The following is a 26,806-nucleotide window of genomic DNA, read 5'->3' on the forward strand; positions in this document are numbered from 1 at the left end:
TTTTTACAATGAATTCTGTTTAATTTAAAGCAATAAGTGAAAATTTCTTAAAATTCTTGCAATAAACAGAACATTTTAACGTTAAAATTTTGAAGGTAAATCACTACAATTTCTAAACCTATGTAGTTCTGCTAACTTATATGGCAGATATCCTTAAACGAATTATTTGAGTTAGTATTTTTTGAGTTAGTTAGTTTAAACCGGTGGGAGCACCGGTTTTTTTTGTGCCAAATTAATTATTGGAGTAAAAAGATCAAATTGTAATTCACATTTGAGAAAAAAATTTACTAAAGATTTTACATTTGATTTTCAATGATTCCTCTAAAACATTCAAACTCCTGCAATCTTAGATTTTTGGAAGCATTTGGTGCTTATATTCAACAATTTAGTTAAAAATTAGATAAATCACCTGATTTTTAGGTGAATACATATTTAGGTAAACATCCAAACCTTCATTTTGGCCGTATATTTGTAAGAACAAAGAATGTGACCATGGATAATCAATATTGTAAAGTTGGAGCAATTACTCCAATAACAAGTGGACATAAGGCTCTAGCCCTAATGGAATATCAATATCAGAACTTTTTAAGTAAGGCATCAGACTTTAAGACTACAGATGATAAGCTTGCAGCATTTTTTGAATTGAAGGCAAGAAAACTTAAAAAGCTTTTAGAGGATTTTGTGCAATAGTATTTAGTTATTTCTAATTTCTTTTGCCATTTTATCGCGTAATTCGGTTGCTTTTTGCGCCGCTATAATTGCAAAATCCCTTTCTTTTGAGGCGTAGATAATCCCCCGTGAGGAATTCACCAATAACCCGACATTTTTGTTCATACCATATTTACATACTTCTTCAAGGCTTCCACCCTGGGCCCCTACCCCTGGCACTAAAAGAAAACTATCTGGAATTATTTTCCTGATTTCAATTAAATGACTCGCTTTTGTAGCTCCAACTACATACATTAGATTTTGAGAATTTTTGTACGATATTGATGTTTCCAGAACTTGTTCATATAGAGTTTTTTCACCAATTTGTTTAGTTTGAAAATCAAAGGCACCCTCATTTGAGGTCAAGACCAGGAGAATAGTGTGTTTGTTCTCAAAAGATAAAAATGGTTCAACAGAATCCCTGCCCATATAGGGTGCAACCGTGATTGAATCAAAATCCAGATCTTCAAAAAATGCTTTTGCGTATCGGTATGACGTGTTCCCGATATCACCTCGTTTTGCGTCAGCAATGGTAAAAATTTCAGGATAGTGTTCATTTAGGTATTCGATAGTTCTACGAAGGGCTTCCCAACCTCTTGTGCCATAAGCCTCATAAAAAGCAATATTTGGTTTATAGGCTACACAAAGGTGATGGGTGGCATCAATAATAGCCTTATTAAATGAAAAAATGGGTGACTCTTCATGCAGAAGATGTGATGGAATTCTTTCCAGGTCAGTATCAAGACCTATACAGAGAAAGGATTCTTTTTTATGGATTTGTTCAACTAAGTGTTCAATTTTCATCCTGATTTCTAAAAAATCTCCGAAGCTTCTTTCAGTTTTTCGGTATTATCAACCAACATCAACTCATCAATAATCTTTTGAATATCTCCGTTGATAATATTCTGCAGATCGTAGAGCGTTAGGCCTATCCTATGATCGGTAACCCTACCCTGTGGATAATTATATGTGCGAATCTTTGCTGAACGATCTCCACTACTAACCTGTGAATTTCGTTTTGCAGCATCCTCCTCCTGTCTTTTAGCAAGTTCCATATCGTAAAGTCGCGATCGCAAAACTCTAAAGGCTTTATCTTTATTCTTGTGCTGCGATTTTTCATCCTGACACTGAGCTACTAAACCTGTGGGAATATGTGTTAATCTAACCGCAGAGTAGGTTGTGTTTACAGACTGACCTCCCGGACCTGATGAACAGAAGAAATCTATACGTACATCCTTAGGATCTATTTGTACATCAAAATCTTCGGCCTCAGGTAGTACCATTACGGTTGCTGCGCTGGTATGAACGCGGCCCTGTGTTTCTGTCTGAGGAACACGCTGCACGCGATGTACTCCTGCTTCAAATTTCAATGTCCCATATACATCTTCCCCACTAACTTCAAATTGAATTTCTTTATAACCTCCACTGGTACCTTCACTCAAATCGATGATATTCGTTCTCCATCGTTTAGACTCACAATACTTGGAATACATGCGGTAAAGGTCTCCTGCAAAGATACTGGCCTCATCTCCACCTGTCCCAGCGCGTATTTCCATCACTACGTCTTTAGCATCCTCCGGATCTTTTGGGATTAATAATAACTTTATTTCCTCCTCCAATATGGGCAAAGCCGCCTTAGCCTCATCCAATTGCATTTTTGCCATCTCAACCATCTCCGAATCACTGCCATCACCAATAATCTCCTCAGCTTCGTTCATATTATTGGTCAGCTCAATATATCGATCTCTTTTATCAATTAGCAAACGCAAATCCTTGTATTCTTTATTAAGCTTTACATAGCGTTTTTGATCTGAAATAATATCAGGTTGAATTATTAGGTCTGATACCTCATCAAAGCGTTGTTTAACAATATTTAATTTATCTAACATTCAATCATCTCTTAAGTATGCCAAATTTACAAATTTTTAAAGGTATATTAACCTCTTCACAAGCAAGATAGAAAGAGTTCTTATAAAAGAAGAATGAGAAAATTATTCATTCATGTCCAAAATTATCCCATGGCTATGAATCATCTGATTATAGCTATCCACAATTATTACTTCGGTATCACCCAGCTGATTTATTAAGGAAATTCCTTTCTCCTTACCTAAAATATATACCGCAGTAGCAAGAGCGTCACATAGTTCCGCACTTTTGGCAAGTACGGTTACCTTGCTTATTCCACTGGTCGGATACCCGGATTTTGGGTCTATGTAATGTGCGTATTTCTTACCGTTAAAAGTTACATATCTATCCAGATTACCTGTAATTGACACGGATGATTCTATTAGTGGCAGCCAGGTAAATATTTTGCCATTACCTCTTGGGTGATCCACGCCTATTAACCATTTCTCTCCGGTTGCCTTTGTCCCCCAGGTTGAAATATCTCCTGAAGCGTTAATCATACCCGCAGGAACCTGTTTGGATACCAATAGTTCCTTAACTTTATCTGCAGCGTAACCCTTTCCTATTGCCCCAAATCCAATCTTCATTCCTTTTTCTTTCAGAAATACAGTGTTTTCAACACTATTCAGGGAGATTTTTTTATAGCCTACTTTAGAAACTGCCTTACTGATTTGTTCCGGAGTTGGAAACATGGACATTGAACCATCAAATTTCCAGACCCTCTCCATTGCTACAACAGTAATATCAAAAGCGCCATCGGTGATTTCAGAAATCTGAATAGAACGTTCAATTAATTTGTAAAGCTCGAAGCTAACTTTAACAGGTTTTATGCCGGCATTCCGATTTATTTCTGAAGTCTCTGATTCAGAGTCCCAGGAAGAAATCAATTTTTCGACACGTTTTACTTCAGCAATAGCCTCTTCCAAATTGATATATCCAATTTCTTCATTTTGTGCTACCACAGTGAGTTCAAAGGGACTGCCCATCAATTTTACAGATCTCTTTACGGTGACATTATTTTTCGCCTGACCATAAACTGAAGTCATGGCAAGAATACCAAAAAGTAGTGCCACCAAACTTTTCACTTACTGTGTTTTTTTAAGTTGTGAAAATATTGGGCGTACCGTTGTACCATTCTCGTCAATTGAAAAAAATGTACAAGAAAAAACGAAAAGATTTAGGGCCAAACTTTTCACGTAATTATCAAAATGTGACTAATCCGTAATTACTCAAAAACCCGAAGTATATTACCGTTTAGTTCTGTGTTAAACGTTTTAAGCGGATTGTTTGTAATTGTATTTAAGGGTGCCCCGTTTTGATCAAATTCTGATCCATGGGTAGAACAACGAAAAATTCCTCCATTATCATCCAAAAATCTCACCTGATCTGTTTGTTGATGGCTGCAAATCTGACTGGCAGCTATAAAGTTACCTTCCAGGTTTTTTACCACAACCACATCATTTTTTAGAATAAAATCACCATTATTCTGCAACCCTGCACCTTCCTGTGAATTAAGATCCACAGTAAAGTCAACACCTGTTGGTATGGGCTGCATTTCCAGTTCTTCATCATCACTTGAACAACCGTTAATACAAGGGAAGGTAAGCGCAAAAGCCGCACCTGCTCCCAGGCTTCTTAAAAATTCCTTTCTCTCCATAACATCTATTTTTTTAAAGTATGCATATAATTTCAACCCAGGAATCGGGCTGAAAACTACTATAAAAAGAACGCTTTAAAAGAGTGATTCGTATACCTTAATAGACAAAGGTTCCGTATTCACTCTTAATTGTTAGTTTTTTGGTGGCATTTGGCTCTACATAGCCAACAATTTGGGCATCTACGTCGAACTCGCGGGAAATCGTTATCAGATCTTTGGCAACACTTTCTTTCACATAAAGTTCCATGCGATGACCACAATTAAAGACCTGATACATTTCTTTCCAATCCGTACCAGATTGATCCTGTATTAATTTAAACAATGGTGGTACGGCGAACATAGAATCTTTAACAATATGCAGTTTATCTACGAAGTGAAGAATCTTTGTCTGTGCCCCCCCACTGCAGTGTATCATACCATGAATATCTTTAGAATCGTATTTCTGAAGAATTTTTTTAATTATCGGAGCGTAGGTTCTGGTAGGAGAAAGTACAAGTTTACCAGCGTCAAGGGGAGAATCCTGAACAGAATCTGTAAGTTTTACACTTCCTGAATACACCAATTCCTCCGGAACATGTGAGTCATAGCTCTCCGGATACTTAGTGCTCAAATATTTTGAAAAAACATCATGCCTTGCTGATGTAAGTCCATTGCTGCCCATCCCTCCGTTGTATTCTGATTCATAGGTAGCCTTTCCATAGGAAGCCAAACCAACAATTACATCCCCCGGGCAAATATTCGCATTATCTATAACATTAGTTCTTTTTAGTCTGGCTGTTACCGTAGAATCAACAATTATTGTGCGTACAAGATCGCCCACGTCAGCGGTTTCCCCGCCTGTTGCATAAATGGTTATATCGTGATTTGCTAAATCTTCAATTAATTCCTGAGTGCCATTTATTATTGCCGAAATGACTTCTCCCGGAATCAGGTTTTTATTTCTCCCAATGGTAGAGGACAGCAGAATATTATCTGTTACACCCACACATAGAAGATCATCCAGGTTCATGATCAACGCATCCTGGGCAATACCTTTCCAAACAGACATATCCCCTGTTTCCTTCCAATACATATAAGCAAGCGAAGATTTGGTACCCGCACCATCTGCATGCATTACCAGGCAGTATTCCTTATCCTTGGTCAGGTAATCCTCTACAATCTTGCAAAATGCATTTGGAAATAGGCCTTTGTCCATATTTTTTATGGCATTATGCACGTCTTCCTTTGAAGCAGAAACTCCTCTTTGGTCATAACGTTTGCTGGTAGATGAATCCATGGGTTTTGGTTTCCGCAAAAATAGGATAAACCACAAAAAAAGCCCACAAAATGTGAGCTTTAATTATATGCTTATTTAATAAACAATAGTTCCCGGTATTTTGTCAGCGGCCATGACTGATCTTCAATTAGTTGCTCCAGCTTATCGCAATGATATCTGATTTTATCAAAATAGGGCCGAACATTATCGCTGTAAGCAAAAGCTTTCTTATTCAGGTCCTTTAAATTGTTTGCGATTTTTCTGGCATTGGTCATATCATCGGTATTCTTTTTTAATTCAACCATATGCTCTGCAATCTGTTCAATAAGAGTAAGATGACCTTCAGATAATTTTTTATGTGCCGCTCCATAAATCTCTTTTAAGCCCAGAACATTTTTAATTAACTTATTTTGGTATTCAATAGCCGAAGGAATAATATGGCTATAAACCAAATCATTAAAGACCCTGCCATCAATTTGGGTGTGAAGAATATAAGTCTCTAATTCAACCTCTTGCCGCGCTTCAACTTCTATTGTACTCATTACTTCCAGGCTATTAAAAAGTTCCAGACTTTCTTTGGAAGTCATAACCTGAATCGCGGAAGGAGTGGTTTTGTTATTACTCAACTTCCTTTTTTTTGCTTCTTTTTCCCATTCAGCACTATAACCATCACCGTCGAAACGAATTCTTTTGGAAGACTTGATATATTCTCTTAATACATTAAAAACCGCTTCGTCCTTTTTTAATTTCTTTTTATTAATTAAAACATCTACTTCCTTTTTAAATGCCCTTAATTGATTTGCTACAATAGTGTTTAGAATGGTCATTGGTTTTGCACAATTGGTTTTTGAACCAACCCCTCTCATTTCAAATTTATTCCCTGTAAAGGCAAAAGGCGAGGTGCGATTTCTATCTGTATTATCGAGTAAAATCTCAGGAATTTTTCCTACTACATTGAGTTTTAATTCCGTTTTCTCTTCCGGGGAAAGCTTTCCTTTGGAAACCCCTTCCAATTCATCCAATACATTACTTAGTTGTGTACCTATAAAGATTGAAAAAATAGCGGGTGGAGCTTCATTTGCGCCCAGCCTGTAATCATTACTGGCAGAAGCAATTGAAGACCTTAACAGTTCCTCATAAGTATCTACAGCTTTAATTGTATTCACAAAAAAGGTTAGAAATTGCAGGTTTTTCATGGGTGTTGAACCCGGGCTTAAAAGGTTTACCCCAGTATCTGTTGCCAGAGACCAATTGTTGTGTTTCCCTGATCCGTTGATTCGGGCAAATGGTTTTTCATGAAAAAGGACTTTAAAATTATGCCTATCCGCTACCTTTTCCATAATATCCATTAGAAGCAAATTATGATCAACCGCCAGGTTTGCTTCCTCAAAAATCGTAGCCAACTCAAATTGATTTGGTGCTACTTCATTATGCCTGGTTTTAACAGGAATCCCCAGACGAGTACATTCTTTTTCCAGATCTCGCATAAAATTAATGGCCCTTAAAGGTATTACACCGAAATAATGATCATCCAGTTGTTGCCCTTTAGCAGCCAAGTGTCCAACAAGTGTACGTCCGGTAAGAACCAAATCAGGCCGCGAACTAGCCAATGCTTTATCAATTAGAAAATACTCTTGTTCCCACCCCAGTGTTGCGTGGACCTTGGAGACATTTTTATCAAAATATTTAGCAATGGCGGTAGCCGCTATATCTACCGCATGTAATGCTCGTAATAGTGGAGCTTTATTATCAAGGGCCTCACCAGTATAGGAAACAAAAATTGTGGGAATACAAAGTGTCGTACCATAAATAAATGCCGGTGAGGTTGGATCCCAAGCCGTATAACCTCTTGCCTCAAAGGTATTTCGTATACCTCCGCTTGGGAAACTAGATGCATCTGGCTCTTGTTGTACAAGCTGAGCACCCCCAAATTTTTCCACAGCTCTTCCATCTGCTAACAAATCAAAAAAAGCATCATGCTTCTCTGCCGTAGCTCCCGTTAAAGGCTGAAACCAATGAGTGTAGTGTGTTGCACCCATACTGATAGCCCATGCTTTCATTGCTTCCGCGACCTGATCGGCTATTTTTCTATCAATTTTGGAGCCTGAAAAAATAGCCCCTTTTACACTTAAAAGAGCATCCTTCGTAAGATACTGCAGCATTCTTTCTTCATTAAAAACATGGGTTCCGAAAAATTCTGATCGCCGCCCTGTTTCTGTAATGGGTAGCGGTTTATGTTGGTAACTTTCAGTAATTGCATTGAATCTTAATCTGGACATAAGCTGAATTTTATAATTTGATCAAAGCAAAATTAAACAATTCATAGAATTATCGATTAATTATATAAATATTGCAAAATACCCTTAAAAAAATAGGGGTGTTGATAAATATGTCTAATTTTTTGATAAATACCCCTAGTTTTTTAATAGATGTGTTCAAAATAATTTATTTTTGGAGATCGCAAAATTGAAAAATTAACACCGAAGATTATGAGCAAGAGTAAATTAGAATACATTTGGCTGGATGGGCACGAACCAACGCAAGAATTAAGAAGTAAAACCAAGATTGAAGAAGACTTCAGTGGTAAATTGGAAGATTGCCCTTTATGGTCTTTTGATGGAAGTTCCACAGAGCAAGCCGAAGGCGGTTCTTCAGATTGTCTTTTGAAGCCGGTAGCTATTTATCCCGATCCGGAAAGAGCTGGTGGGTTTTTGGTAATGGCAGAAGTGTTAAATGCAGATGGCACAGCGCATTCATCTAATCATCGTGCTCAAATTGATGATGATGATAATGACTTCTGGTTCGGATTTGAACAGGAATACTTTTTAATGGATACTGAAACGGATCTACCTCTTGGGTTTCCACGTGGTGGATTTCCAGGACCTCAAGGTAAATATTACTGCTCCGTAGGTGGAAGGTACACCTGGGGGAGAGAATTTGTAGAAGAGCATATGGATCTGTGTATCGCGGCTGGAATTAATTTCGAGGGTATAAACCAGGAAGTTGCACCAGGACAATGGGAATTTCAGTGTTTTGCCAAAGGCGCTAAAAAAGCGGGTGATGAGATCTGGGTAGCACGTTATCTATTGAATCGCCTTTCTGAAAAATATGGCTATTACATAGAATTACATCCAAAACCTGTTAAAGGCGATTGGAATGGTAGCGGAATGCATGCAAACTTTTCTAATACTACTTTAAGAACATGTGGTTCTAAAGAAATATATGAAAGAATTTGTGAGGCCTTCAGACCTGTGGCTAGTGATCATATAGACGTTTATGGTGCTTTTAATGACGAAAGACTTACCGGCCTGCACGAAACGGCATCTATTAAGGATTTCAGTTATGGGGTATCAGACAGAGGTGCTTCAATCCGAATTCCGATCATAACCGTTGAAAGAGGGTGGAAAGGATGGCTGGAAGACAGGAGACCTGCTTCTAATGGTGACCCATACAAGATTGCAGGAAGAATTATTAAAACTGTAAAGTCTGCAAAAATAGAAGCAGTAGCTAATTAACTACCTTTAGATAATTACAATTCATAACCCGTCTTTAAAGTTATAAAGACGGGTTTTTTAATTATCTATAGTCTTTAAATGGGTATTCATCTAAAACTTTACCGAATTCTCCATCTTAACAAACTATTGACCATAAAACAATGTAAAATACAAAAACAAGATATAAAGAGAAAGTAAAATTATTCCATCACGCCAACCAAGTCGGAGGCCTTTGGGAAAGAATACCAATGGCAGAATAACAAATGAAATCCCAAGCATCCACCAGATGTCATTGGTTAAAAGCCCCTGATCTATTACATAAATTGGAGAGATCATCGAGGTAATACCCAGGACCGCCAATAAATTAAAAATGTTAGATCCAATAAGGTTTCCAACTGAAATAGCTTTTTCCTTTTTAATTATGGCAATAATAGAAGCGGCCAGTTCCGGAATACTCGTACCCACAGAAACAACAGTTATTCCTATGATACGTTCGCTAACCTCATATAAAGTAGCCATTCCAACGGCACCCTTTACGAGTAATTCCGAGCCCCCCCAAAGCGCTACACCCCCTAATCCTAAAAAAAGTACCGCTTTATACAGAGGTAGCGGCTTATCATCTTCGCGAAGATCTTCCACAACAGCTGTTTTCTGAAAGCGAAGTAAAAAAATCAAGAAAAGAAAAAGAAAAAGCACCATAATTCCACCTTCATAGGGCTGTAAAACACCATCAAAATAAAGAAAACCAAAAAATAAGAATGAAGCAGCCATCATCACCGGCCAATCGGTTATATAGAATGCCTTACGCACATCAATATTACCTAATAATAGAATAATTGCCAGTACTAAACCAAGGTTAGCAATATTAGATCCAATAACATTTCCCAGCGCCAGATCCGGAAAACCATCAACCGCCGCATTTATACTTACTATAAGTTCCGGGGCGGAAGTTGCAAAGGATACTATAGTCATGCCTATTATAATCCTGGATATGTTCAGGCGTAAAGAAAAAGCTACAGCCGACTTTAATAACCAGTTACCTCCCAGTACTAATAAAGCCAAACCAATTGCGATAAACAACAAATTGAACATCAGAAAGGTTTTAGCAAATATAGCAGAATACGCCCGGAACGGGGCGTGCATATCATTAAATAAACACCATCTTTTCAGATAAATCAGAGATGATTTTTTACCCATGGACAATGCCTGAGAATTAAATTATCAACCCAATAAAAACTTAAAATATAGTTAAATAACTACAAAAGTAGTTGCTTAACTAAATTAATAGTAATATGTTTGATTAAAATTAATTGCATCATGCAGAGACTCACCAATAAGGAAGAGGAAATAATGAAAATCCTCTGGAGATTAGAAAAGGCATTTGTAAAGGAAATCAGGGCCGAATTGAAGGGAGACAAGCCCCATTATAATACCTTATCAACTATAGTGCGTAAGCTGGAGGAGAAAAATTACGTTTCGCATGAAGCATTTGGAAATACCCATCGCTATTATCCTTTGGTCACAAAAGAAGATTACAGAAAACGCTTTATCTCTAACACTCTTGTGGATTATTATGACAATTCCTATAAAAGCATGGTGTCTTTTTTTGCAAAGGAGCAAAAAATATCCATTGAGGAACTCAGGGAAATTATAAAACTAATTGAAAAAGAAAACTAGATGGAAGCATTATTGATTTACCTTTTAAAAGCCTCGGGAATACTTATTCTATTTTATTTAGTCTACCAGGTATTTCTAAAAAAGGAAACCTTTTTCCGGGTTAACCGCCATTTTTTACTCATCGGGGTAATTGCTGCCTTTGTTTGTCCTTTTATCGTTATTAATAATTATGTGGAAATTACAGCGACTCCTTTTACTACTCCTAATTCCTCAGCTGTAAATTCCTCTTTTGAGACAAGTCAGCCCTTAATTAATTGGTTGGATTTAATTTATACAGTATACGGTATAGGCATGCTTATACTAGGACTCAAGTTTATTCTCCAAATCTTTGCCATAAGGAAAGTGATTCACTCAAACAAAATCATTAAAAAGGATGGTTACAATTATATAGAAACTGATAAGGACATTGCCCCTTTTTCATTTTTCAGGTATATTTTTTATAACCCAGACAAATTTGAGGCCCTGGAACTTGAAGCAATTTTAAAACACGAACGTGCGCATAGTTGCCAGCAGCATTCTCTGGACTTACTGATAGCCCATCTGGTTACCATTGTTATGTGGGCAAACCCTTTTAGTTGGCTATACAAAAAAAATATTGAACAAAATCTTGAGTTTTTAGCAGACGATACGGCTATACAAAGTGTTGTCTCAGGCAAAGCATATAAATACGCTTTACTCAAAGTATCCGGAAATCAATTTTTTACACCAATCACAAATAATTTTTACAGTTCATTAATCAAAAAACGAATGGTCATGTTACACAAATCAAAATCACACAAAAGAAACTTACTTAAAATGGCACTAATCCTGCCTGCCTTAGCAATTTTTCTCTTAAGTTTTAACACGCATACGATCTACGTGCCGAAGACAGCACAGGGTTCTGCTATTATGGTTGCAGAAAGTCTTAAAACCATTGATATCCTAATAAATAAGGATACCACAAATGAAGAACTGGAGGAACTTAAAAAAGATCTTTCAGCCAAAGGAATAGATTTCTCTTACACGGCAGTACGTAATGATAAGAAGGAGATTATAAATATCGAAATTGATATGCGCTCTAAGAAGAAGGACGGCAAAAAATTAAGAGGTTCCTCTTCATTCGACAATGATGGAAAACCCATTGATCCCATAACTATTGTTTTTGACGAAGATAACAACTCCTTTTTTATGGGTGATAATAAGTCAAAACACAAGATTATACATAAAGAAACTGATGTTAACACCTGGGTTTACAACGATGATGAGGAACATAAGCTTGTTGAAATAAAAATAGATGATGGCAAGGAAATAATTATTGTAAATGGCAAAGAAGTTTCACGCGAAGCCTTTGAAGAGATGGAGGAAGAAGACAAGGTGCATAGTAAACATGTTCGGATAGAGAAAAAGAGCTCATCTGGTGGACATACCAAGGTATTTATAGTTAAGGATACAGATGATGAAGATGATATTGAAGTAATTAGTGAAAATGGTAATGGATTTTTCTTTATTGATACTGATGAAGATGAAGATCAACTTTATATTATTGACGGAAAAGAAGGCAGTAAAGAAGATGTTAAATCTTTATCCCCCAATAAGATTGCAACCATAGATGTTTACAAAGGTGATAAGGCGGTTGAAAAGTATGGAAAAAAAGCAAAAGATGGGGTAATAGTAATTAAAACCAAAAAAGAGAACTAATTCCAGAAAGCATCTAAATTTAATATTTATATACTTAAAATACCGGCCACATTTCTGATCGGTATTTTTTTATTTCATGACGGAATAGCCAAAAAAGGTGATTTTTATCAATAAAAAACCCTTGCATTTCAAAAAAAGTTCAAAATACCCCCTACAAATGTTACTATTTGTAACTTGTTAGATTAATTTATCTTACCATTTATAACATTAAGCAAGGGCATTACAATCAATTTAAAATTCAAACCGTCATTTTACTTACAATACTGTATTCAATCTCATTAATTATTGGTGATTTACTTGTCGAGGTAGGTTGGATTCGCATATCTTCGATTTTTAATTAATCAAAAAGATTTTTTTAACATTATAAAATACAAGTTATGATCACTATTGCCAAGATAATTATATTCGTATTGGTATCCCTGATACTAATAATTACCTAATAAGAGTTTAGGAATATACTTATATAAATGAAAGCCCTATGCGTTCATTTGTATTCTGTATAAGATAGTATATTTGCAAAAAGCCATACATGAAAAAAGGACTCTTTAAGCTTCTTGCCAAGATTAACAAACTGATATTACCTTCCTTTACTAAAAAGAGATTAGACCTTTCCAAAGCCTCCAAGTATCAAATGGCCATTATTGGGTGGCGTTACTTTATTACTACCAATGCCCTGGATTAAAAACTAACCAATGATTTAGTCTGGTAACCATTTAATTTAGCAGCACCTTTAAGGCTCAACAACTCCAGTAAAAAATTACATTGTATTACTTTGCCTCCTAATGCTTCCACCAATTCGCAAGTGGCTTTTGCAGTCCCGCCTGTAGCTAAAACATCATCATGTATAATTACGCTTTCGCCGGGCTGAATACTGTCTGCATGCATTTCCAGAGTGTCTTTCCCATACTCCAATGAATAGGTTCTACTAATCTTATCCGATGGCAATTTTCCGGCTTTTCGTACGGGAACAAATCCGGCATTTAATCGTGATGCAAGTATTGGAGCAAAGAAAAAACCTCTGCTTTCCATTCCAACCACCTTATCTACCCTTACATTGCCAATCATTTTTAACATGGCATCTGCCGCTGCCTGCAATGCGGTGGCATCTTTTAAAAGGGGGGTAATATCCTTAAAGGTCACTCCTTTCTCAGGAAAATCGTGAATATCTCTAATGTAATTTTTAAAATCCATTTAATTGATAGCTAGTAATTTTGCCTTAAATGTAAAAAGAAATATATTTGCAGCCCTTTGGGGAACATAATATATTTGGCCTCGTAGCATAACTGAATAATGCACTTGATTACGGCTCAAGAGATTACAGGTTTGAATCCTGTCGAGGTCACGAATAAACCACAAAAAGTTGGAAATACAAGCGAGTTTCAAAAAGGAGCTCGCTTCTTTTTTGAAATAAAGCGAAGGGATTCCTTTTGTGGTTTTCAAAGCGGAGCTTTATCAGGATCATGATCCGCCAATTGGCGGAACTTAATCCTGTGCGACAGGATGCCAACGCACCAGCCACGCCTTCGCGTAGCCGCTATGGCAGAGCAAGGTGGCCCTTCACTGTCATCCCGATAACTATCAGGAGTCTACCAGACCTTTGACTACCGTTCAGTCGCCTGTCGAGGTCTCATTAATAACATCCATTGTCGGCAAGTAAGATAGCCAGGCATTCACATATTTAGACAAATAAGAATCTAAGAGTATTTTGTCCAAGTAAATTAAACTTGAACGGATATCTTTTGTAATTAGGGCAGACAAATCTAATTTTACGGATATGAAAACAAAATCCAAAATTATCACGTTTGTTCTGACGCTTGGCAGTGCTTTTGTTATTTTTATGGTATTCATGGTAGCATCCAATTTAATGTAGGCTCTACTTCAGTCAGGTTAGTCTAATTTGTATCTTTGCTTTACCTTTCTACTCCAAATCCGTCATGATGTTCTCATTAATATCATGATCTTAATACCTGAAAAATGCCAAAATCTACCAAAATTTTAGCCATTGTTTTAGTTGTTGTTATCCTGGGCTTTGGTGTGGGAATATACCTGCAAGACTTAAAACATGAGGAAAGTACAGCTGCAGCTTGGGAAGCCAACCGGTTTAACGTGGCAAAATTCAACAAGATACTAAAGTATAATTCAAAAATGAATACGGCCAACTGGGCAGCAATGAAAGATAGTATTTCACAGCAATTAGATTCATTGGTGATCCTAAGATTCAGAAAGGAAATGGACAGCCTCAACGCGCTAAAGAATCAAAACCCATAAGGGTCTCTTAAATTCTTAAGCAATACAAGAAGCAGCATTAAGCATATATTTCCTGAATTTCCTTTTTGTATTTCTCCCTTATCACACGTCTTTTGAGCTTTAATGTTGGTGTAAGTTCGGCTACAGAATCATCTTCGTGTATAGGTAACCACACAGCCGGGACAATGCGGAATTTCTTTATTTGCTCTATATGACTGAATTCGGGATTGTAGTTATCAATTACTTTTTGATATTTTGCAAGAATCCTGTCCTGTTTTACCATATCTTCCAAATTGGTCCACTTAATATTTTTATGTCTGCACCAATTCTTTAATCCATCCTCTGATGGCACAATGAGTGCAGAAACAAATTTTTGTTTATCCCCGATAACCATGATCTGATCAATAACAAAATTTTCCTTTATCCTATTTTCTATGGGTGCAGGTGCGACGTACTTTCCTCCGGAAGTTTTCAATAGCTCCTTCTTCCTGTCTGTTATTTTTAAAAAATCCTTTCCATTGGGGCCTTTGATCAATTTTCCAATATCCCCGGTGCAAAACCATTTTCTGCCATCTATATCTTTAAACACCTGAGCATTTATTTCAGGTTTTTTATAATAGCCCGACATAACATTAGGCCCAATAGCAAGTATTTCACCTTCGTCTTCATTATATTCTCCGGACGACTTATCTATATATAATTCTACCCCGTTTATTGCATAACCTACAGTACCTATTACTGACCCTCCCGGTTTAACGCTATTGACGGTTAAGGTTGGGGAGGTTTCGGTTAAACCGTAGGCCTCGCGCACGTTGATTCCTGCCGCGCAAAAAACGCGAATTATGTTCATGGGGCAAGGGGCAGAACCCGTAACAATCAGACGTACATTCCCCCCCAGGGCCTCACGCCATTTGCTAAAAATCAATTTATCTGCAATCCCCCATTTTATCTTATCAATGGGAGATAAATTTTGATCCAGCTCATAATTATCTGTTAAGCGAAGTGCCCAAAAGAAAAGTGCCTTTTTTGCTCCTTTTAAGTTCAGGCCCTTATTGTAGATCGCTTCATATACTTTTTCCAGCAGTCTTGGCACTGTTGTAAATACTACTGGTTTTACAGATGCCAAATCACCATTCGGTCCACTCAGGTTATCTGTACCACAAAAATAAATTGAAGTTCCTTCATGGAACCATGCGAATGAAACCGCTCTTTCATAAATATGACAAAGTGGTAAAAAACTCAGTACATTTTCACCCGTATCCACTTCTAAAAATTTTGAGGTCTCCACAATAACATGCATTATATTGTTATGAGTTAACATAACCCCTTTTGGATTACCTGTTGTTCCCGAGGTATATATAATAGTAGCCAAATCTTCCCCGGTAATTTTTTTCTTAATTTCTTCAACTTCTTTTAGTCCTTCCTTGTACAGTATTTCTTCCCAAAATGGTCTCCCCTTGACATTATCAAAAGTGTAAATACTCTTTAAACTTGCAACATTTTTTCGGGTAGACGACAGTTTATCATAAAGATCGAGTCCGCCACAAAAGGCAGCCTTTACTTCTACTTCATTCAGGATATATTCAAACTCTGAAATACTTATTGTTGGGTATAATGGAATACTTATAAGTCCGGCCATCTGCAGAGCAAAATCCATAATTACCCATTCGGGCCTGTTTTTATAGATTACCATTGCCACTTTATCCCCGGGCTTTAATCCAAGTTTCACTAAACCTGACGCAGCTTGTTCTGCATAATTTTTTACATCTTCTGTGCTATAGGAATTCCAATTACTTTCAACATCCCGGCCACTTAAGGAAGCTTCAAGAGGGTTGGTGTTTAGTTGATTGTAAAGAAGGTCAAAAAGTCTGGTCATAGGACACTATATTTTTTGGTTTGGCATTGGTTTATTTATAAAATTAGTAATTATTTGAATGATCAATGTTGTTCACATAAATTATGAAACTTACTCAAACATCAAACTAATAAATTCAGCCACACATGCTGGTTTATCATATCCCTCAATCTCCACCACACAATTACTAGTAATTTTCAGACCCTTCTCCCCGTAATTTTCAATTTTTTGAATAGTACAGATTAACCTGAGCTGACTATCTACTAAAACAGGGCTTGGAAATCGTACTTTATTCAACCCATAATTTATACCCATTTTGGCAGATTTAACTAACAAAACATCTTTTAAAAGTTTAGCTAAAAGTGCAAGTGACATAAAACCGTGTGCCACCGGCTTTTTAAAAGGTGAGTATTTTTCTGCTTTTTCAACATCTACATGTATCCATTGGAAATCCATGGTGGCTTTGGCAAAGTCATTAATCATTTCCTGGGTTACCGTTAGCCAATCGCCGGCCGGTAAAGTTTGACCTTCAATTGCCCGAAAGTCAGCAAAATTCTCTAATTCTAAATTGGCCATATTAATTATCTTGAAGTTCCACCATCTATTGTAAGGCATATACCCGAAACAAAACGGGCTTCATCCGATGCCAGGTATAGGTAGCCATAGGCAATATCTATGGGTTGAGCTACAGTACGCAGGGGAATACTATCTTTGATTTTAGCAAAATGTTCTTCCGGTATCTTGTCTACCATATCCGTCATGGTGAAACCGGGTGCTATGGCATTGGCCGTTATGCCATACTTGCCAAATTCCATCGTCCAGGTTTTTGCCATGGCAATAACACCTGCTTTGGTAGCGGCATAATTTGTCTGTCCAAAATTACCCCTTAAACCAACATTTGAAGCGGCACTTACAATCCTTCCATACGTATTGGCCTTCATATAAGGTACAACAGCCTGGGTACAGATAAATACCCCTTTCAGATTAACCTCTATAACCGAGTCCCATTCTTCCTCGCTCATTTTTTCGAGCGTTCTGTCTCTCGTAATTCCCGCATTATTAATAAGAATATCTATTTTACCATATTTTTCATTTACATTTTTGAAAAGTTTTTCTACTGCAGGTTTATCGGTTACAGAAACCTGATTATACTCTGCTTTTCCCCCGGTCTCATTTATGCTATCAGCTACCTTCTGTCCTTGCGGCAGCAGGTCCATAATAATTACTGTCGCTCCTTCTTTTGCAAAGAGTTCGGATATGGCCTGGCCAATTCCACGGGCACCTCCTGTAACTATGGCTATTTTGTCTTTTAGTCTCATTTCTTATAGTTCATTAATTATGTAGTTTTTATCCGTATATGCGGAATTTTATCCTTTAAACTAAGCAGAACTTTAATTTAAAGCAAAATATCTCGAAATGGGATAAACTTAAACTTCTATTACCAATTTACCTCTGACCTTTCTGTTTATAATTTCGTCCAATGCCCTGGAGACTTCCTTCAATTCATAAGTCTTATGGATATGGGGTCTTAACCTGCCCTCATCATACCATTTCATTAAAGTCCTGGTATTCTCCATATTCTCCTTTGGATTTCTCATAGCAAAATCGCCCCAAAATACCCCAACTATAGAAGCAGTCTTAAGCAAAGGCAGATTTAAAGGCATTTTAGGTATAGTACCGGAAGCAAATCCTACTACCAGATATCTCCCCTCCCATGCAATCCCCCTAAATGCCGCCTCAGAATATTCGCCACCAACAGGATCGTATATAACATCTACCCCTTTATTATCAGTCAATCTTTTTATTTCAGACTTCAGATCTTGCTCGGAATAGTTAATGGTTTGATCAGCGCCATATTCTCTGCATAATTGCAATTTTTCTTCTGTAGACGCTGCCGCAATTACTTTTGCGCCCATTAATTTACCTAATTCCACGGCTGCCAAACCAACTCCACCCGAAGCGCCAAGCACGAGCAATGTTTCGCCCTTTGCCAGCTTTGCCCGGTCTTTAAGCGCATGATAAGAGGTCCCATATGCCACCATAAATGACGCTGCAATTGGGAAATTCATTTTTTTTGATTTCAGGAAACACGTATTGGATGGCACTACTACTTCCTCTGCAAAACCTCCGTTCAAGACAAATCCGAAGACCTCATCACCCACTGCCAGGTGTTTTACCTCATCGCCAATCTCCTTTACGACCCCGGCAATATCGCTGCCCGGTGTGAAAGGAAGCTCTGGTTTAAACTGGTATAAACCCTGGATAATTAATGTGTCAGGGAAATTTATTCCACAGGCTTTTACTTGCACCACTACCTCTTTTGCTTTGGGTTTTAAACCAGGCATTTCTTCTAAAACCAGAGAAGAAGGTGGTCCGAATTCTTTACATCGTATGGCCTTCATCTTCTACTACTTTTAGCACCAGTTTGCCTAGTTTTTCACCTGTAAACAACCTTTTATAGGTTTGCGGAAAATTCTCAATTCCCTCATATATATCTTCTTTGCCTTTCAATTTTCCCTCTGCCAGCCAGGCACCCATGGCCCTTGCAGCTTCGCCATACCTTTTTGCATAATCAAATACCACCATTCCCTGCATTGTGGCTCGGTTTACCAGGAGTGAAAGGTAATTACTGGGGCCTTTTATGGCCGTTTTGTTGTTGTATTGCGATATTGCTCCACATATCACTATTCGGGCATGCATTCTCAGTTTACTCAGGGCAATATCAAGAATTTCGCCACCTACGTTGTCAAAATAAACATCCAGGCCTTTTGGACATTCTTCCTTCATCCTGGTTACAACATTCTCGTTCTTATAATCAATAGCAGCGTCAAAACCCAACTCCTCTACAATATATTTACATTTCTCCTTACCCCCGGCAATGCCGACAACCCGGCATCCTTTAATTTTTGCTATTTGACCCACAATACTCCCTACTGCTCCTGCTGCTCCTGACACTACCACAATATCTCCTTCTTTTATTTTACCTACTTCAAGAATACCAAAATAGGCTGTCATCCCTGTCATGCCCAAGGTGCTTAAATAAGTTGGTAGAGGAGCTAGTTTCGGGTCTATAATACGCAAATCCTTACCATCTGAAATTGCATATTGTTGTACACCCCCAAATCCGGCTACATAATCCCCTACTTTGAAATTGGGATTTTTATTAATTGCCACAACCTCACCAACAGCGCCCGCGCGCATAACTGAGCCAATAGCCATTGGCTCTATATAGGATTTGGAATCATTCATCCAGCCCCGCATAGCCGGGTCCAGGGAAACATAATGTTGTTTCACCAGAATTTCTCCATCCTGCAATTCGGGAATAGGGTTAGTCTCTAATGACCAGGTTGAAGCATCTGCCTCACCTAAGGGTCTCTTTACAAATTTTAGTTGTTTATTCATATTTTTCATTTCTGTTTTATCCTTTCTTTTTATTTGAGAAACTCTTTACGTATGCTTCCATTTTGGTTCGAATTTCAGGTTTCCACCATAGGGTTGCAGCTTCTTTCAGCGAATTTTCGGCATTCAAATCAAGTTTGCTGAGTAAATTTTTGCGAAGTTTATTTTTTGTATTAAGAAGTATTTCCTGATCTGCCTGTAAATAGTGTTGCATCTTAGATTCGGCTTTTGGCAATACTTTCTCTAAAGGAACCAATTCATCTACTAATCCGGCAGACAAGGCTTCTTTTCCATTAAGCAGCTTCCCTTCCATAATATATCTGCTAGCCAAACCCTGACCTATCCAAAAGGCATAGGTTTCTACAAGGTTCTGAGAAATTTGAATATTTACAGCAACCTCATTCAGTCCAATAATATATTGTTCTCCATCTGCCATAATTCGGTTATCACTTGCCACTGCAAGAACGCAGCCCCCCGCCGGGGAATGACCGGTAATTGCCGATATAACAGGTTTGGTGATCTGCATTAGTTCTATGAAAAGTGCACCAAAAACATTAAAAAAATCTTCGATCTGCTTTTTGTCATAATGAAATAATTCTATTAAATCCAATCCTGCCGAGAAATAGTGTGGCTGCCCTGTAAGTATTGCTCCTTTTACTGCACTGTCATTTTCAATATCCCGGAACACTTGCCTAAGCTCCTGAACCATATCATAATTAATGGCATTTACCTTACCACGGTTCATCTGAACAATGGTATAACCCTCTTTCTTAATAATCTTTAATGTATTCATCCGGGTAAAATTTTTATTTTGTTCAGCATTGATTTTTTAAATTATTTTATAATAAAGATGTTCCACCGTCCAGTGTTATGGTTTGACCAGTAATATATTTCGAATTATCAGATGCAAGCCATGCTACAGCTTCGGCAATTTCACCTGCCTCGCCGAACCTGTCCATAGGAATGAGTTTTTTAAGCGTTTCTCCCATATCAGGTCTGCTTGCAAGTAATTTGTCTAAAAGTGCGGAATGAGTATACCCCGGACATACCGCATTTATTCTAATATTCTTACGCCCATATTCCAGTGCGGCTGATTTGGTCATACCTACAACCGCAAATTTACTGGCACTATAGGAAAGGTTGTATCCTGAGGGTTTTAAGCCGGCTAATGAAGCGATATTTATAATATTTCCATCGCCTTGTTTCATCATTTGCTGCAAAGCCACTTTCATACAATAGAATACACCAGTCTGATTCACAGCAATAACATTGTCCCAATCTTCCAGTGTATGGTCAGCAGTCTTACTTTGATTTTCACCACCTATACCTGCATTATTTATCATGACGTCTAACTTACCATGATTCTTAACCGTTTGAGCTATTAATAATTCTACTTCTTCAAACTTAGATACATCTGCCTTGAATGCAAATGCTTCGCCTCCGGATATTTTAATTTGATCAGCAACATTTTGGGCCTTTTCAGAATTAACATCAGACACGATGACCAATGCCTTGTGTTTAGCCAACAAAGCAGCGGATGCGGCTCCTATTCCACTTCCTGCCCCTGTAATGATCACAACTTTGTTTTCTAATTGCATATCGCTTTTATTTAATCAAACGCCCTTGATCTTTTATCGCATATTTTTAAATTTTAAAAGACAAATGTTGTCAGTCAATACTATCCTTCTGAATGGCGTTCCATGCTGTATTACAACATAAGGCAGAAACTTTATTCAGGTTCGCAAAACGAGGGTCTGTTGTATGTCCATGCTTAAATCTATAATATATCTGTTGGGCAATTACCGCAATTTTAAAAAGACCATATGCAAAATAGAAGGTAAGATTATTTATATCCCTGCCACTTTTGAGCGCATATTGCTGCACGATTTCTGTTCGCGTAGGATTGCCTGCCATAGTTGTTGGAGATGGAAGTCCCTGCTTTAAAAAATCAGCATCTGAAGCTGTGGTCCAATACCCAAGGGAAGTGCCCAAATCCATCAAAGGATCACCTAAAGTGCACATTTCCCAATCCAGTATGGCGGCTATTTTTTTCCATTGATCATCAGCAAATACGACATTATCGTACTTATAGTCATTATGGATAAGGCTGTAATGATAGTTTTTAGGCTGATTCTTTTCCATCCATGACATGACCTTATTGGCGGAAGGAACTTCTTCTGTTGCCGCAGCAAGGTACTGTTTGCCCCAGTTTTTGACTTGTCGCTCAACATAGCCTTCCGGATTTCCCAACGATTCAAGTCCGGCTGCCTTATAGTCTACATCATGCAGTTCCACATAGGCATCCAACCATGCATCCGCTATGGTTTTAAATTCATTAGGAGTAACCTCACGATCTCTGGCCTCATTGGCGGTTAAAATTATTCCGTCTACTTTATTCATTATATAAAAAGGGGCTCCTAATATCTCCGCATCTTCTGAAAACGCATAAGGTTCCGGGGTTTTGTCGAATACTTTATGAAGATTGTTTAGCACCTTAAATTCCCTACCCATATTATGGCCCCGTTTAGGTGCCGCAAAGGGCGGACGACGCAACACGTATTCCTTATCTTCTATTTTTAACAGATAAGTAAGATTGGAATATCCATTATAAAACTGCCTGATGATTAATTCGTTTTTTTCATCATTGATCAAATCATAATGCAACAGGAACTTTTTCAAGTTCCGCACATTAAGCTCTTCTCCTTTTCGAACAGTTTTTGTTAGTTCCCTTTCCGGCATTTTCAGATTTGTGTGTATTTTTTTACCGTGTTTTTCCCTAATTGACTTAAATGAACCTCATCCGGGCCATCAGCCAGCCTCAAGGTTCTGGCAGAGGCATAAAAGTGTGCTAATGGGGTATCTCCACAAACGCCCATACCTCCCATTATCTGGATAGCCCTATCAATAACTTTTAAGGCCATATTTGGTGCTACAATCTTAATCATGGCAATCAGGTCTTTTGCTTCCTTGTTTCCAACCCTATCCATTTTATCCGCAGCAGAAAGTACTAGCAGACGTGTTTGTTCTATCTCACAACGAGAATGCGCAATTTCCTGACGAATGCTGCTATAGGTATCTAAAGTTCTGCCAAACGGACTGCGTTCAGAGGCCCTTTGGGACATTAACTCCAGAGAACGTTGTGCCATCCCTATTAATCGCATACAATGGTGTATTCTTCCCGGACCCAAACGACCCTGGGCTATCTCAAATCCTCTGCCTTCACCTAGAATAAGATTGCTTTTTGGCACACGTACTTTATCCAACACAATTTCTGCGTGTCCCTCCGGAGAATCATGGTAACCAAAAACACTTAATGATCTTATAATCTCTAAACCAGGAGTATCCATTGGAATCAAAATCATGCTGTGTTGCAGATGGCGGGGCGCATCAAAACTGGTCTTACCCATTACTATGGTGATACTGCAATTTGGGTCCATGGCTCCTGAAGACCACCACTTTTTACCTGTAACAACATAATCATCGCCGTCGGCTACAATAGACGTCTCGATATTCGTGGCGTCTGAAGAAGCCACATCGGGCTCGGTCATTAAAAATGAAGATCTGATTTCACCGCGCATTAAAGGCTGCAACCAAGTTTCCTTCTGTTCAGAAGAGCCGTATTTCGCCAAGACCTCCATATTACCCGTATCGGGGGGACTGCAATTAAATACTTCTGATGACCATAATATCCTTCCCATGATCTCAGCCAATGGGGCATATTCCAGATTGGTTAATCCAGGACTTAAGGCTCCATAACCCACGGGTAAAAACAAATTCCAAAGTCCTTCAGTTTTGGCTTTTTCTTTCAATGCCTCAAGGCCCGGCCATTTTTTCCAAATATTGGCTGGGTCTCTATGGAAAGTTTCCACTTCCTCCTGTACAGGTATTAAATGCTTAGCTATAAATAGCTTAAGTTTTTCCTGGAAGGCAATGGATTTTTCGCTGTATTCAAAATTCATAGTATTAATTTTAATCGATAATCGAATTTTAACCTGAAATTAAGTACCCGCCATCTGCTACATATACCCCACCTGTCATATAAGACCCTGCATCTGATGCCAGCAACATGACCATACCGGCCATTTCTTCGGGAGCAGCTATCCGCCCCAGAGGTAAGGCTTTTGTAAATCCGGCAATCAATTTGTCATCTGTCCATAATCCTTCACTAAATTTGGTCTTGATCAGGCCAGGACAAAGTACGTTTGCTCTAACCCCATAGCGGCCCCATTCTTTAGCCTGATTCTTGGTAAGCATTATCAAAGCTGATTTGGTTGCGCTGTACAATCCTAATCCAAATCCAGGAGTTAATCCCTCAACCGATGAAATATTAATAATACTACCACTACCCTTTTCTTTCATGTAAGGCAGGACCAGGTTAGAGAGGAGCCATGGCGCCTTGACGTTTACATTCATTATCTTATCAAAGACAGCTTCGTCTGAGCCCTCCAGAGGACCATAATAGGGGTTTATGGCTGCATTGTTCACTAAGATGTCTATTCTTCCAAAATGTTCTATAGTCTTAGCAATAAGTGTTTTGCGCTGTTCAGAATCGCCAATATGGCATTGTATACCCACCGCCTCAAGGCCGGCTTCCCTAAATTCATCGGCAACTTTGTCGACTGCAGCCTGCTTCCGACTGCTTACTACCACTTTAGCGCCATTTTCAGCCAGCCCCCAGGCAATAGATTTTCCTATTCCTTTACTTGATCCGGTGACAATAGCGACTTTACTACTTAGGTCAAATTTAGATTTTATACTATCCATCGTTTATTTTCGCTTATTTTATTCAAAAAGTATTTCTTCGGCCCCTAATGCCTTATGACAAAATTTAGGTAAACAACTGATTTTCATTTGCTGTAGTCAACACATGTTTATCCATTAAAATCTCAGCCAATGCCTTTGTTTTAGGAATTTCATATTTAAAATAAAATTTCATGGCATTGATCTTACTTTCATAGAATGCGGATGAAAATTTGGTGTCACTCAAAGCTATGGCATTTTGAGATTTAACGGCAATATCCAACCACAACCAGCCAACCACAATATTTCCAAAAAACTCCATAAATACCGTAGCATCTGATAAAAATCGTTCATAATCACCTTTTTTAACAAAATCCATCAGAAAATTCAACACTTCCTCTGTTAAGGATAAAGCTGTTCCAAGTTTCTTTGCATAGGGCAAAAGATCATCATGTTTAGATGCTCTTTTTATGCTTTTCATTATTTCTGCAGACAACAATTGTAAAGCTTTACCATTATTCATGGTCATCTTTCTTCCCAAAAGATCTAAAGACTGAATTCCCGTTGTTCCCTCGTAAATAGAAAAAATCCGGATGTCCCGATAATACTGTTGAAGGATAAAATCTGAACAAAACCCATAACCTCCCAGAACCTGAAGGCCATTACTTACAGAGAGCGTCCCCATTTCAGAAGGATAGGTTTTAGCAATTGGTGTAAGGATCTCAAGTAAATAGGAGTATTTTTCCCTTTCCTTCTTATCTGAATGAGTCTCAGACAAATCATGGTATTTTGAGGAAAGTAATATCAAGCTTAATGAACCCTCCGCGACAACTTTTTGAAGCATAAGCATTCGTTTGACATCCGGATGGTTTATTATAAGGGTCTGTTCCTGATGCACGTCTTTCTTACCTGTATCGGTTAGACGGCGCCCTTGAGGCCTTTCTCTTGCGTAAGACAAAGACGCTTGATAGGCGGCCATGCTTATAGCAGCAGCTCCGCGTCCGACAGCTATCCTGGCTCCGTTCATCATCAAGAACATATACTTTAATCCCTGATTGGCTTCCCCAACAAGCCATCCCTTACAATCGTCATTATGTCCAAAGAAAAGATGAGTCGTACAATAGCCTTTTTGACCCATTTTTTGAAAATCGGCAAAAGTTGTAACATCATTAGATGTAAGGTCACCATTGGCGGACCCCCTGTTTTTAGGAACAACAAATAAAGAAATTCCCTTTGTACCAGCGGGAGCACCTTTAATTCGGGCCAATAACAAGTGAACAACATTTTCAGCGCCTTTAAAGTCTCCCCCTGATATAAATATTTTCTGCCCTGAAATTTTATAGCCGTCTCCGGAAGGTTCAGCAGAGGTCACAATATCAGATAAAGAACTTCCTGCCTGTGGTTCAGTCAGGCACATGGTTCCATTCCAATCGCCTGTGAGCATTTTGGGAATGAATTTATCATTAAGCTCTTTACTGCCAAATTTTACAATCAACTCTGCTGCCCCAAGGGTCAATCCAATGTAGCCAGGCAAATGATTATTGGCTGTTTCCTGTATATAAGCCGACGCAGTAACCACCATCCCTGGTAATTGCATCCCACCGATTTCATAGTCAAACAGTCCGGAAACTAATCCCATTTCCCCGCCCTTTTTTATGTAGTTTTTTACCTGCGGATGGACAATTATTTCTCCATCTTCAAAACGGGCAGGCTGTTCATCCATTTCACGGAAAAAAGGGAATAATTCCCTATCGGAAAAATCCTTGACAGCGTTTAAAAAAAGGTCTACAGATTCCTGGTCATAGTCCTTAAAACGACTCTGATCCAAAACATTTTGAAGTTGATGAACCTCGTAAAGCAAAAATTTGAGGGTATCTAAATCTAAATATTGGTTTGCCATATAAAATTGAATTATAATTCTTAAAAATCATCTATTTCAGGCCGGTAGCAACATATAGAGTTCATAATTGGGTTACCTTGAGCAACGGTTACGATTTAAATGCCTGGAGGTAATGTTTTATTTGATAGAAAAATAAGCAGAAATAATTTCCTTCAATATAATCATTTCGAATGACATTCACCGGTAAATCATCGTGATACAAATACAGGATATTTATTTTTCTCAATATATTATTTACCCATCAATTTGCTTTAAATATTTCACAATAAAACAAAAAAATAGCGGGGATGAA

General features: G+C 38.1%; 25 protein-coding genes and 1 tRNA gene. 7 read left to right on the forward strand and 19 right to left on the reverse strand.

Features of this window, described 5'->3' with window-relative positions:
- The first annotated feature begins 420 nt into the window (after positions 1-420).
- Entirely contained in the window at positions 421-690 is a 270-nt protein-coding gene (locus tag Q0X66_RS04460) for a hypothetical protein (RefSeq protein WP_297703615.1), read from the forward strand.
- A gap of 3 nt (positions 691-693) precedes the next feature.
- On the opposite strand, the gene pyrF is transcribed toward Q0X66_RS04460, so the two are convergent.
- From pyrF to Q0X66_RS04490, 6 genes are all read right to left on the reverse strand, one after another.
- Positions 694-1,512 carry an orotidine-5'-phosphate decarboxylase gene (pyrF, locus tag Q0X66_RS04465; protein ID WP_297703617.1) on the reverse strand — a complete coding sequence of 273 codons (819 nt, stop codon included), beginning with the start codon at positions 1,510-1,512 and terminating at the stop codon, positions 694-696.
- An 8-nt stretch (positions 1,513-1,520) separates the two neighbouring features.
- Positions 1,521-2,597, reverse strand: coding sequence for a peptide chain release factor 1 (gene prfA / locus Q0X66_RS04470; RefSeq protein ID WP_297703619.1), 1,077 nt, complete (start codon positions 2,595-2,597; stop codon positions 1,521-1,523).
- A 102-nt stretch (positions 2,598-2,699) separates the two neighbouring features.
- Positions 2,700-3,698, reverse strand: a complete 999-nt coding sequence (locus tag Q0X66_RS04475) for an FAD:protein FMN transferase (protein ID WP_297703621.1) — start codon at positions 3,696-3,698, stop codon at positions 2,700-2,702.
- A gap of 140 nt (positions 3,699-3,838) precedes the next feature.
- Positions 3,839-4,270, reverse strand: a complete 432-nt coding sequence (locus Q0X66_RS04480) for a ubiquinol-cytochrome c reductase iron-sulfur subunit (protein ID WP_297703623.1) — start codon at positions 4,268-4,270, stop codon at positions 3,839-3,841.
- A 97-nt stretch (positions 4,271-4,367) separates the two neighbouring features.
- Positions 4,368-5,546 carry an AIR synthase related protein gene (locus tag Q0X66_RS04485; protein ID WP_297703625.1) on the reverse strand — a complete coding sequence of 393 codons (1,179 nt, stop codon included), beginning with the start codon at positions 5,544-5,546 and terminating at the stop codon, positions 4,368-4,370.
- A 71-nt stretch (positions 5,547-5,617) separates the two neighbouring features.
- Positions 5,618-7,804 (reverse strand): glutamine synthetase III, encoded by a 2,187-nt coding sequence (locus Q0X66_RS04490; protein ID WP_297703627.1) that lies wholly within the window; start codon positions 7,802-7,804, stop codon positions 5,618-5,620.
- Positions 7,805-8,014: 210 nt separating this feature from the next.
- Between Q0X66_RS04490 and Q0X66_RS04495 the strand changes: the two genes are divergently transcribed.
- The gene (locus Q0X66_RS04495) at positions 8,015-9,040 is read left to right on the forward strand and encodes a glutamine synthetase beta-grasp domain-containing protein (protein WP_297703629.1); all 1,026 of its coding nucleotides are present in this window, start codon (positions 8,015-8,017) and stop codon (positions 9,038-9,040) included.
- Positions 9,041-9,163: 123 nt separating this feature from the next.
- Here Q0X66_RS04495 and Q0X66_RS04500 read toward each other — a convergent pair whose 3' ends face one another.
- Positions 9,164-10,111 (reverse strand): calcium/sodium antiporter, encoded by a 948-nt coding sequence (locus tag Q0X66_RS04500; protein WP_297703630.1) that lies wholly within the window; start codon positions 10,109-10,111, stop codon positions 9,164-9,166.
- Between the two features lie 225 nt (positions 10,112-10,336).
- On the opposite strand from Q0X66_RS04500, the gene Q0X66_RS04505 reads away from it, so the two are divergent.
- From Q0X66_RS04505 to Q0X66_RS04515, 3 genes are all read left to right on the forward strand, one after another.
- The gene (locus Q0X66_RS04505) at positions 10,337-10,696 is read left to right on the forward strand and encodes a BlaI/MecI/CopY family transcriptional regulator (RefSeq protein ID WP_297703631.1); all 360 of its coding nucleotides are present in this window, start codon (positions 10,337-10,339) and stop codon (positions 10,694-10,696) included.
- On the forward strand, positions 10,697-12,373 hold the full coding sequence (locus tag Q0X66_RS04510) for a M56 family metallopeptidase (RefSeq protein ID WP_297703632.1): 1,677 nt from the start codon (positions 10,697-10,699) through the stop codon (positions 12,371-12,373).
- A 529-nt stretch (positions 12,374-12,902) separates the two neighbouring features.
- Positions 12,903-13,055 (forward strand): SsrA-binding protein, encoded by a 153-nt coding sequence (locus Q0X66_RS04515; RefSeq protein WP_297703634.1) that lies wholly within the window; start codon positions 12,903-12,905, stop codon positions 13,053-13,055.
- Here the strand turns inward: Q0X66_RS04515 and Q0X66_RS04520 are convergent.
- Positions 13,052-13,564, reverse strand: a complete 513-nt coding sequence (locus Q0X66_RS04520) for an adenine phosphoribosyltransferase (protein WP_297703636.1) — start codon at positions 13,562-13,564, stop codon at positions 13,052-13,054. The two genes, Q0X66_RS04515 and Q0X66_RS04520, sit on opposite strands and share 4 nt — an antisense overlap.
- A gap of 77 nt (positions 13,565-13,641) precedes the next feature.
- Between Q0X66_RS04520 and Q0X66_RS04525 the strand changes: the two genes are divergently transcribed.
- Together Q0X66_RS04525 and Q0X66_RS04530 are read left to right on the forward strand one after the other, a co-directional pair.
- Positions 13,642-13,715: transfer RNA gene (locus Q0X66_RS04525), tRNA-Arg, on the forward strand.
- A gap of 632 nt (positions 13,716-14,347) precedes the next feature.
- On the forward strand, positions 14,348-14,641 hold the full coding sequence (locus Q0X66_RS04530) for a hypothetical protein (protein WP_297703638.1): 294 nt from the start codon (positions 14,348-14,350) through the stop codon (positions 14,639-14,641).
- A 37-nt stretch (positions 14,642-14,678) separates the two neighbouring features.
- Here Q0X66_RS04530 and Q0X66_RS04535 read toward each other — a convergent pair whose 3' ends face one another.
- The 11 genes from Q0X66_RS04535 to Q0X66_RS04585 form a co-directional block, all read right to left on the reverse strand.
- Positions 14,679-16,496 (reverse strand): long-chain fatty acid--CoA ligase, encoded by a 1,818-nt coding sequence (locus Q0X66_RS04535; protein WP_297703640.1) that lies wholly within the window; start codon positions 16,494-16,496, stop codon positions 14,679-14,681.
- A gap of 90 nt (positions 16,497-16,586) precedes the next feature.
- Positions 16,587-17,051, reverse strand: a complete 465-nt coding sequence (locus Q0X66_RS04540) for a MaoC family dehydratase (RefSeq protein WP_297703642.1) — start codon at positions 17,049-17,051, stop codon at positions 16,587-16,589.
- A 5-nt stretch (positions 17,052-17,056) separates the two neighbouring features.
- A complete protein-coding gene (fabG, locus tag Q0X66_RS04545) occupies positions 17,057-17,794 on the reverse strand; it encodes an SDR family NAD(P)-dependent oxidoreductase (RefSeq protein ID WP_297703644.1) in 738 nt (245 codons plus the stop codon).
- A 108-nt stretch (positions 17,795-17,902) separates the two neighbouring features.
- Positions 17,903-18,877 carry an NADPH:quinone oxidoreductase family protein gene (locus tag Q0X66_RS04550; RefSeq protein WP_297703646.1) on the reverse strand — a complete coding sequence of 325 codons (975 nt, stop codon included), beginning with the start codon at positions 18,875-18,877 and terminating at the stop codon, positions 17,903-17,905.
- On the reverse strand, positions 18,858-19,886 hold the full coding sequence (locus tag Q0X66_RS04555; protein WP_297703648.1) for an NADP-dependent oxidoreductase: 1,029 nt from the start codon (positions 19,884-19,886) through the stop codon (positions 18,858-18,860). Before Q0X66_RS04555 ends, Q0X66_RS04550 begins: the two co-directional genes overlap by 20 nt.
- A gap of 7 nt (positions 19,887-19,893) precedes the next feature.
- Positions 19,894-20,667, reverse strand: coding sequence for an enoyl-CoA hydratase/isomerase family protein (locus tag Q0X66_RS04560; RefSeq protein ID WP_297703650.1), 774 nt, complete (start codon positions 20,665-20,667; stop codon positions 19,894-19,896).
- A 46-nt stretch (positions 20,668-20,713) separates the two neighbouring features.
- Complete coding sequence (locus Q0X66_RS04565) at positions 20,714-21,472, reverse strand: SDR family NAD(P)-dependent oxidoreductase (protein WP_297703652.1); 759 nt, start codon at positions 21,470-21,472, stop codon at positions 20,714-20,716.
- Positions 21,473-21,542: 70 nt separating this feature from the next.
- Complete coding sequence (locus tag Q0X66_RS04570) at positions 21,543-22,613, reverse strand: phosphotransferase family protein (RefSeq protein ID WP_297703654.1); 1,071 nt, start codon at positions 22,611-22,613, stop codon at positions 21,543-21,545.
- A 2-nt stretch (positions 22,614-22,615) separates the two neighbouring features.
- Positions 22,616-23,833: an acyl-CoA dehydrogenase family protein gene (locus Q0X66_RS04575; protein WP_297703656.1), complete on the reverse strand. Its 1,218-nt coding sequence runs from the start codon at positions 23,831-23,833 to the stop codon at positions 22,616-22,618.
- A 28-nt stretch (positions 23,834-23,861) separates the two neighbouring features.
- Positions 23,862-24,638, reverse strand: a complete 777-nt coding sequence (locus Q0X66_RS04580) for a glucose 1-dehydrogenase (RefSeq protein ID WP_297703658.1) — start codon at positions 24,636-24,638, stop codon at positions 23,862-23,864.
- A gap of 64 nt (positions 24,639-24,702) precedes the next feature.
- Entirely contained in the window at positions 24,703-26,514 is a 1,812-nt protein-coding gene (locus Q0X66_RS04585; protein ID WP_297703660.1) for an acyl-CoA dehydrogenase, read from the reverse strand.
- Between the last annotated feature and the right edge of the window lie 292 nt (positions 26,515-26,806).

Source organism: uncultured Eudoraea sp., assembly GCF_947260015.1.
Classification (GTDB): domain Bacteria; phylum Bacteroidota; class Bacteroidia; order Flavobacteriales; family Flavobacteriaceae; genus Eudoraea.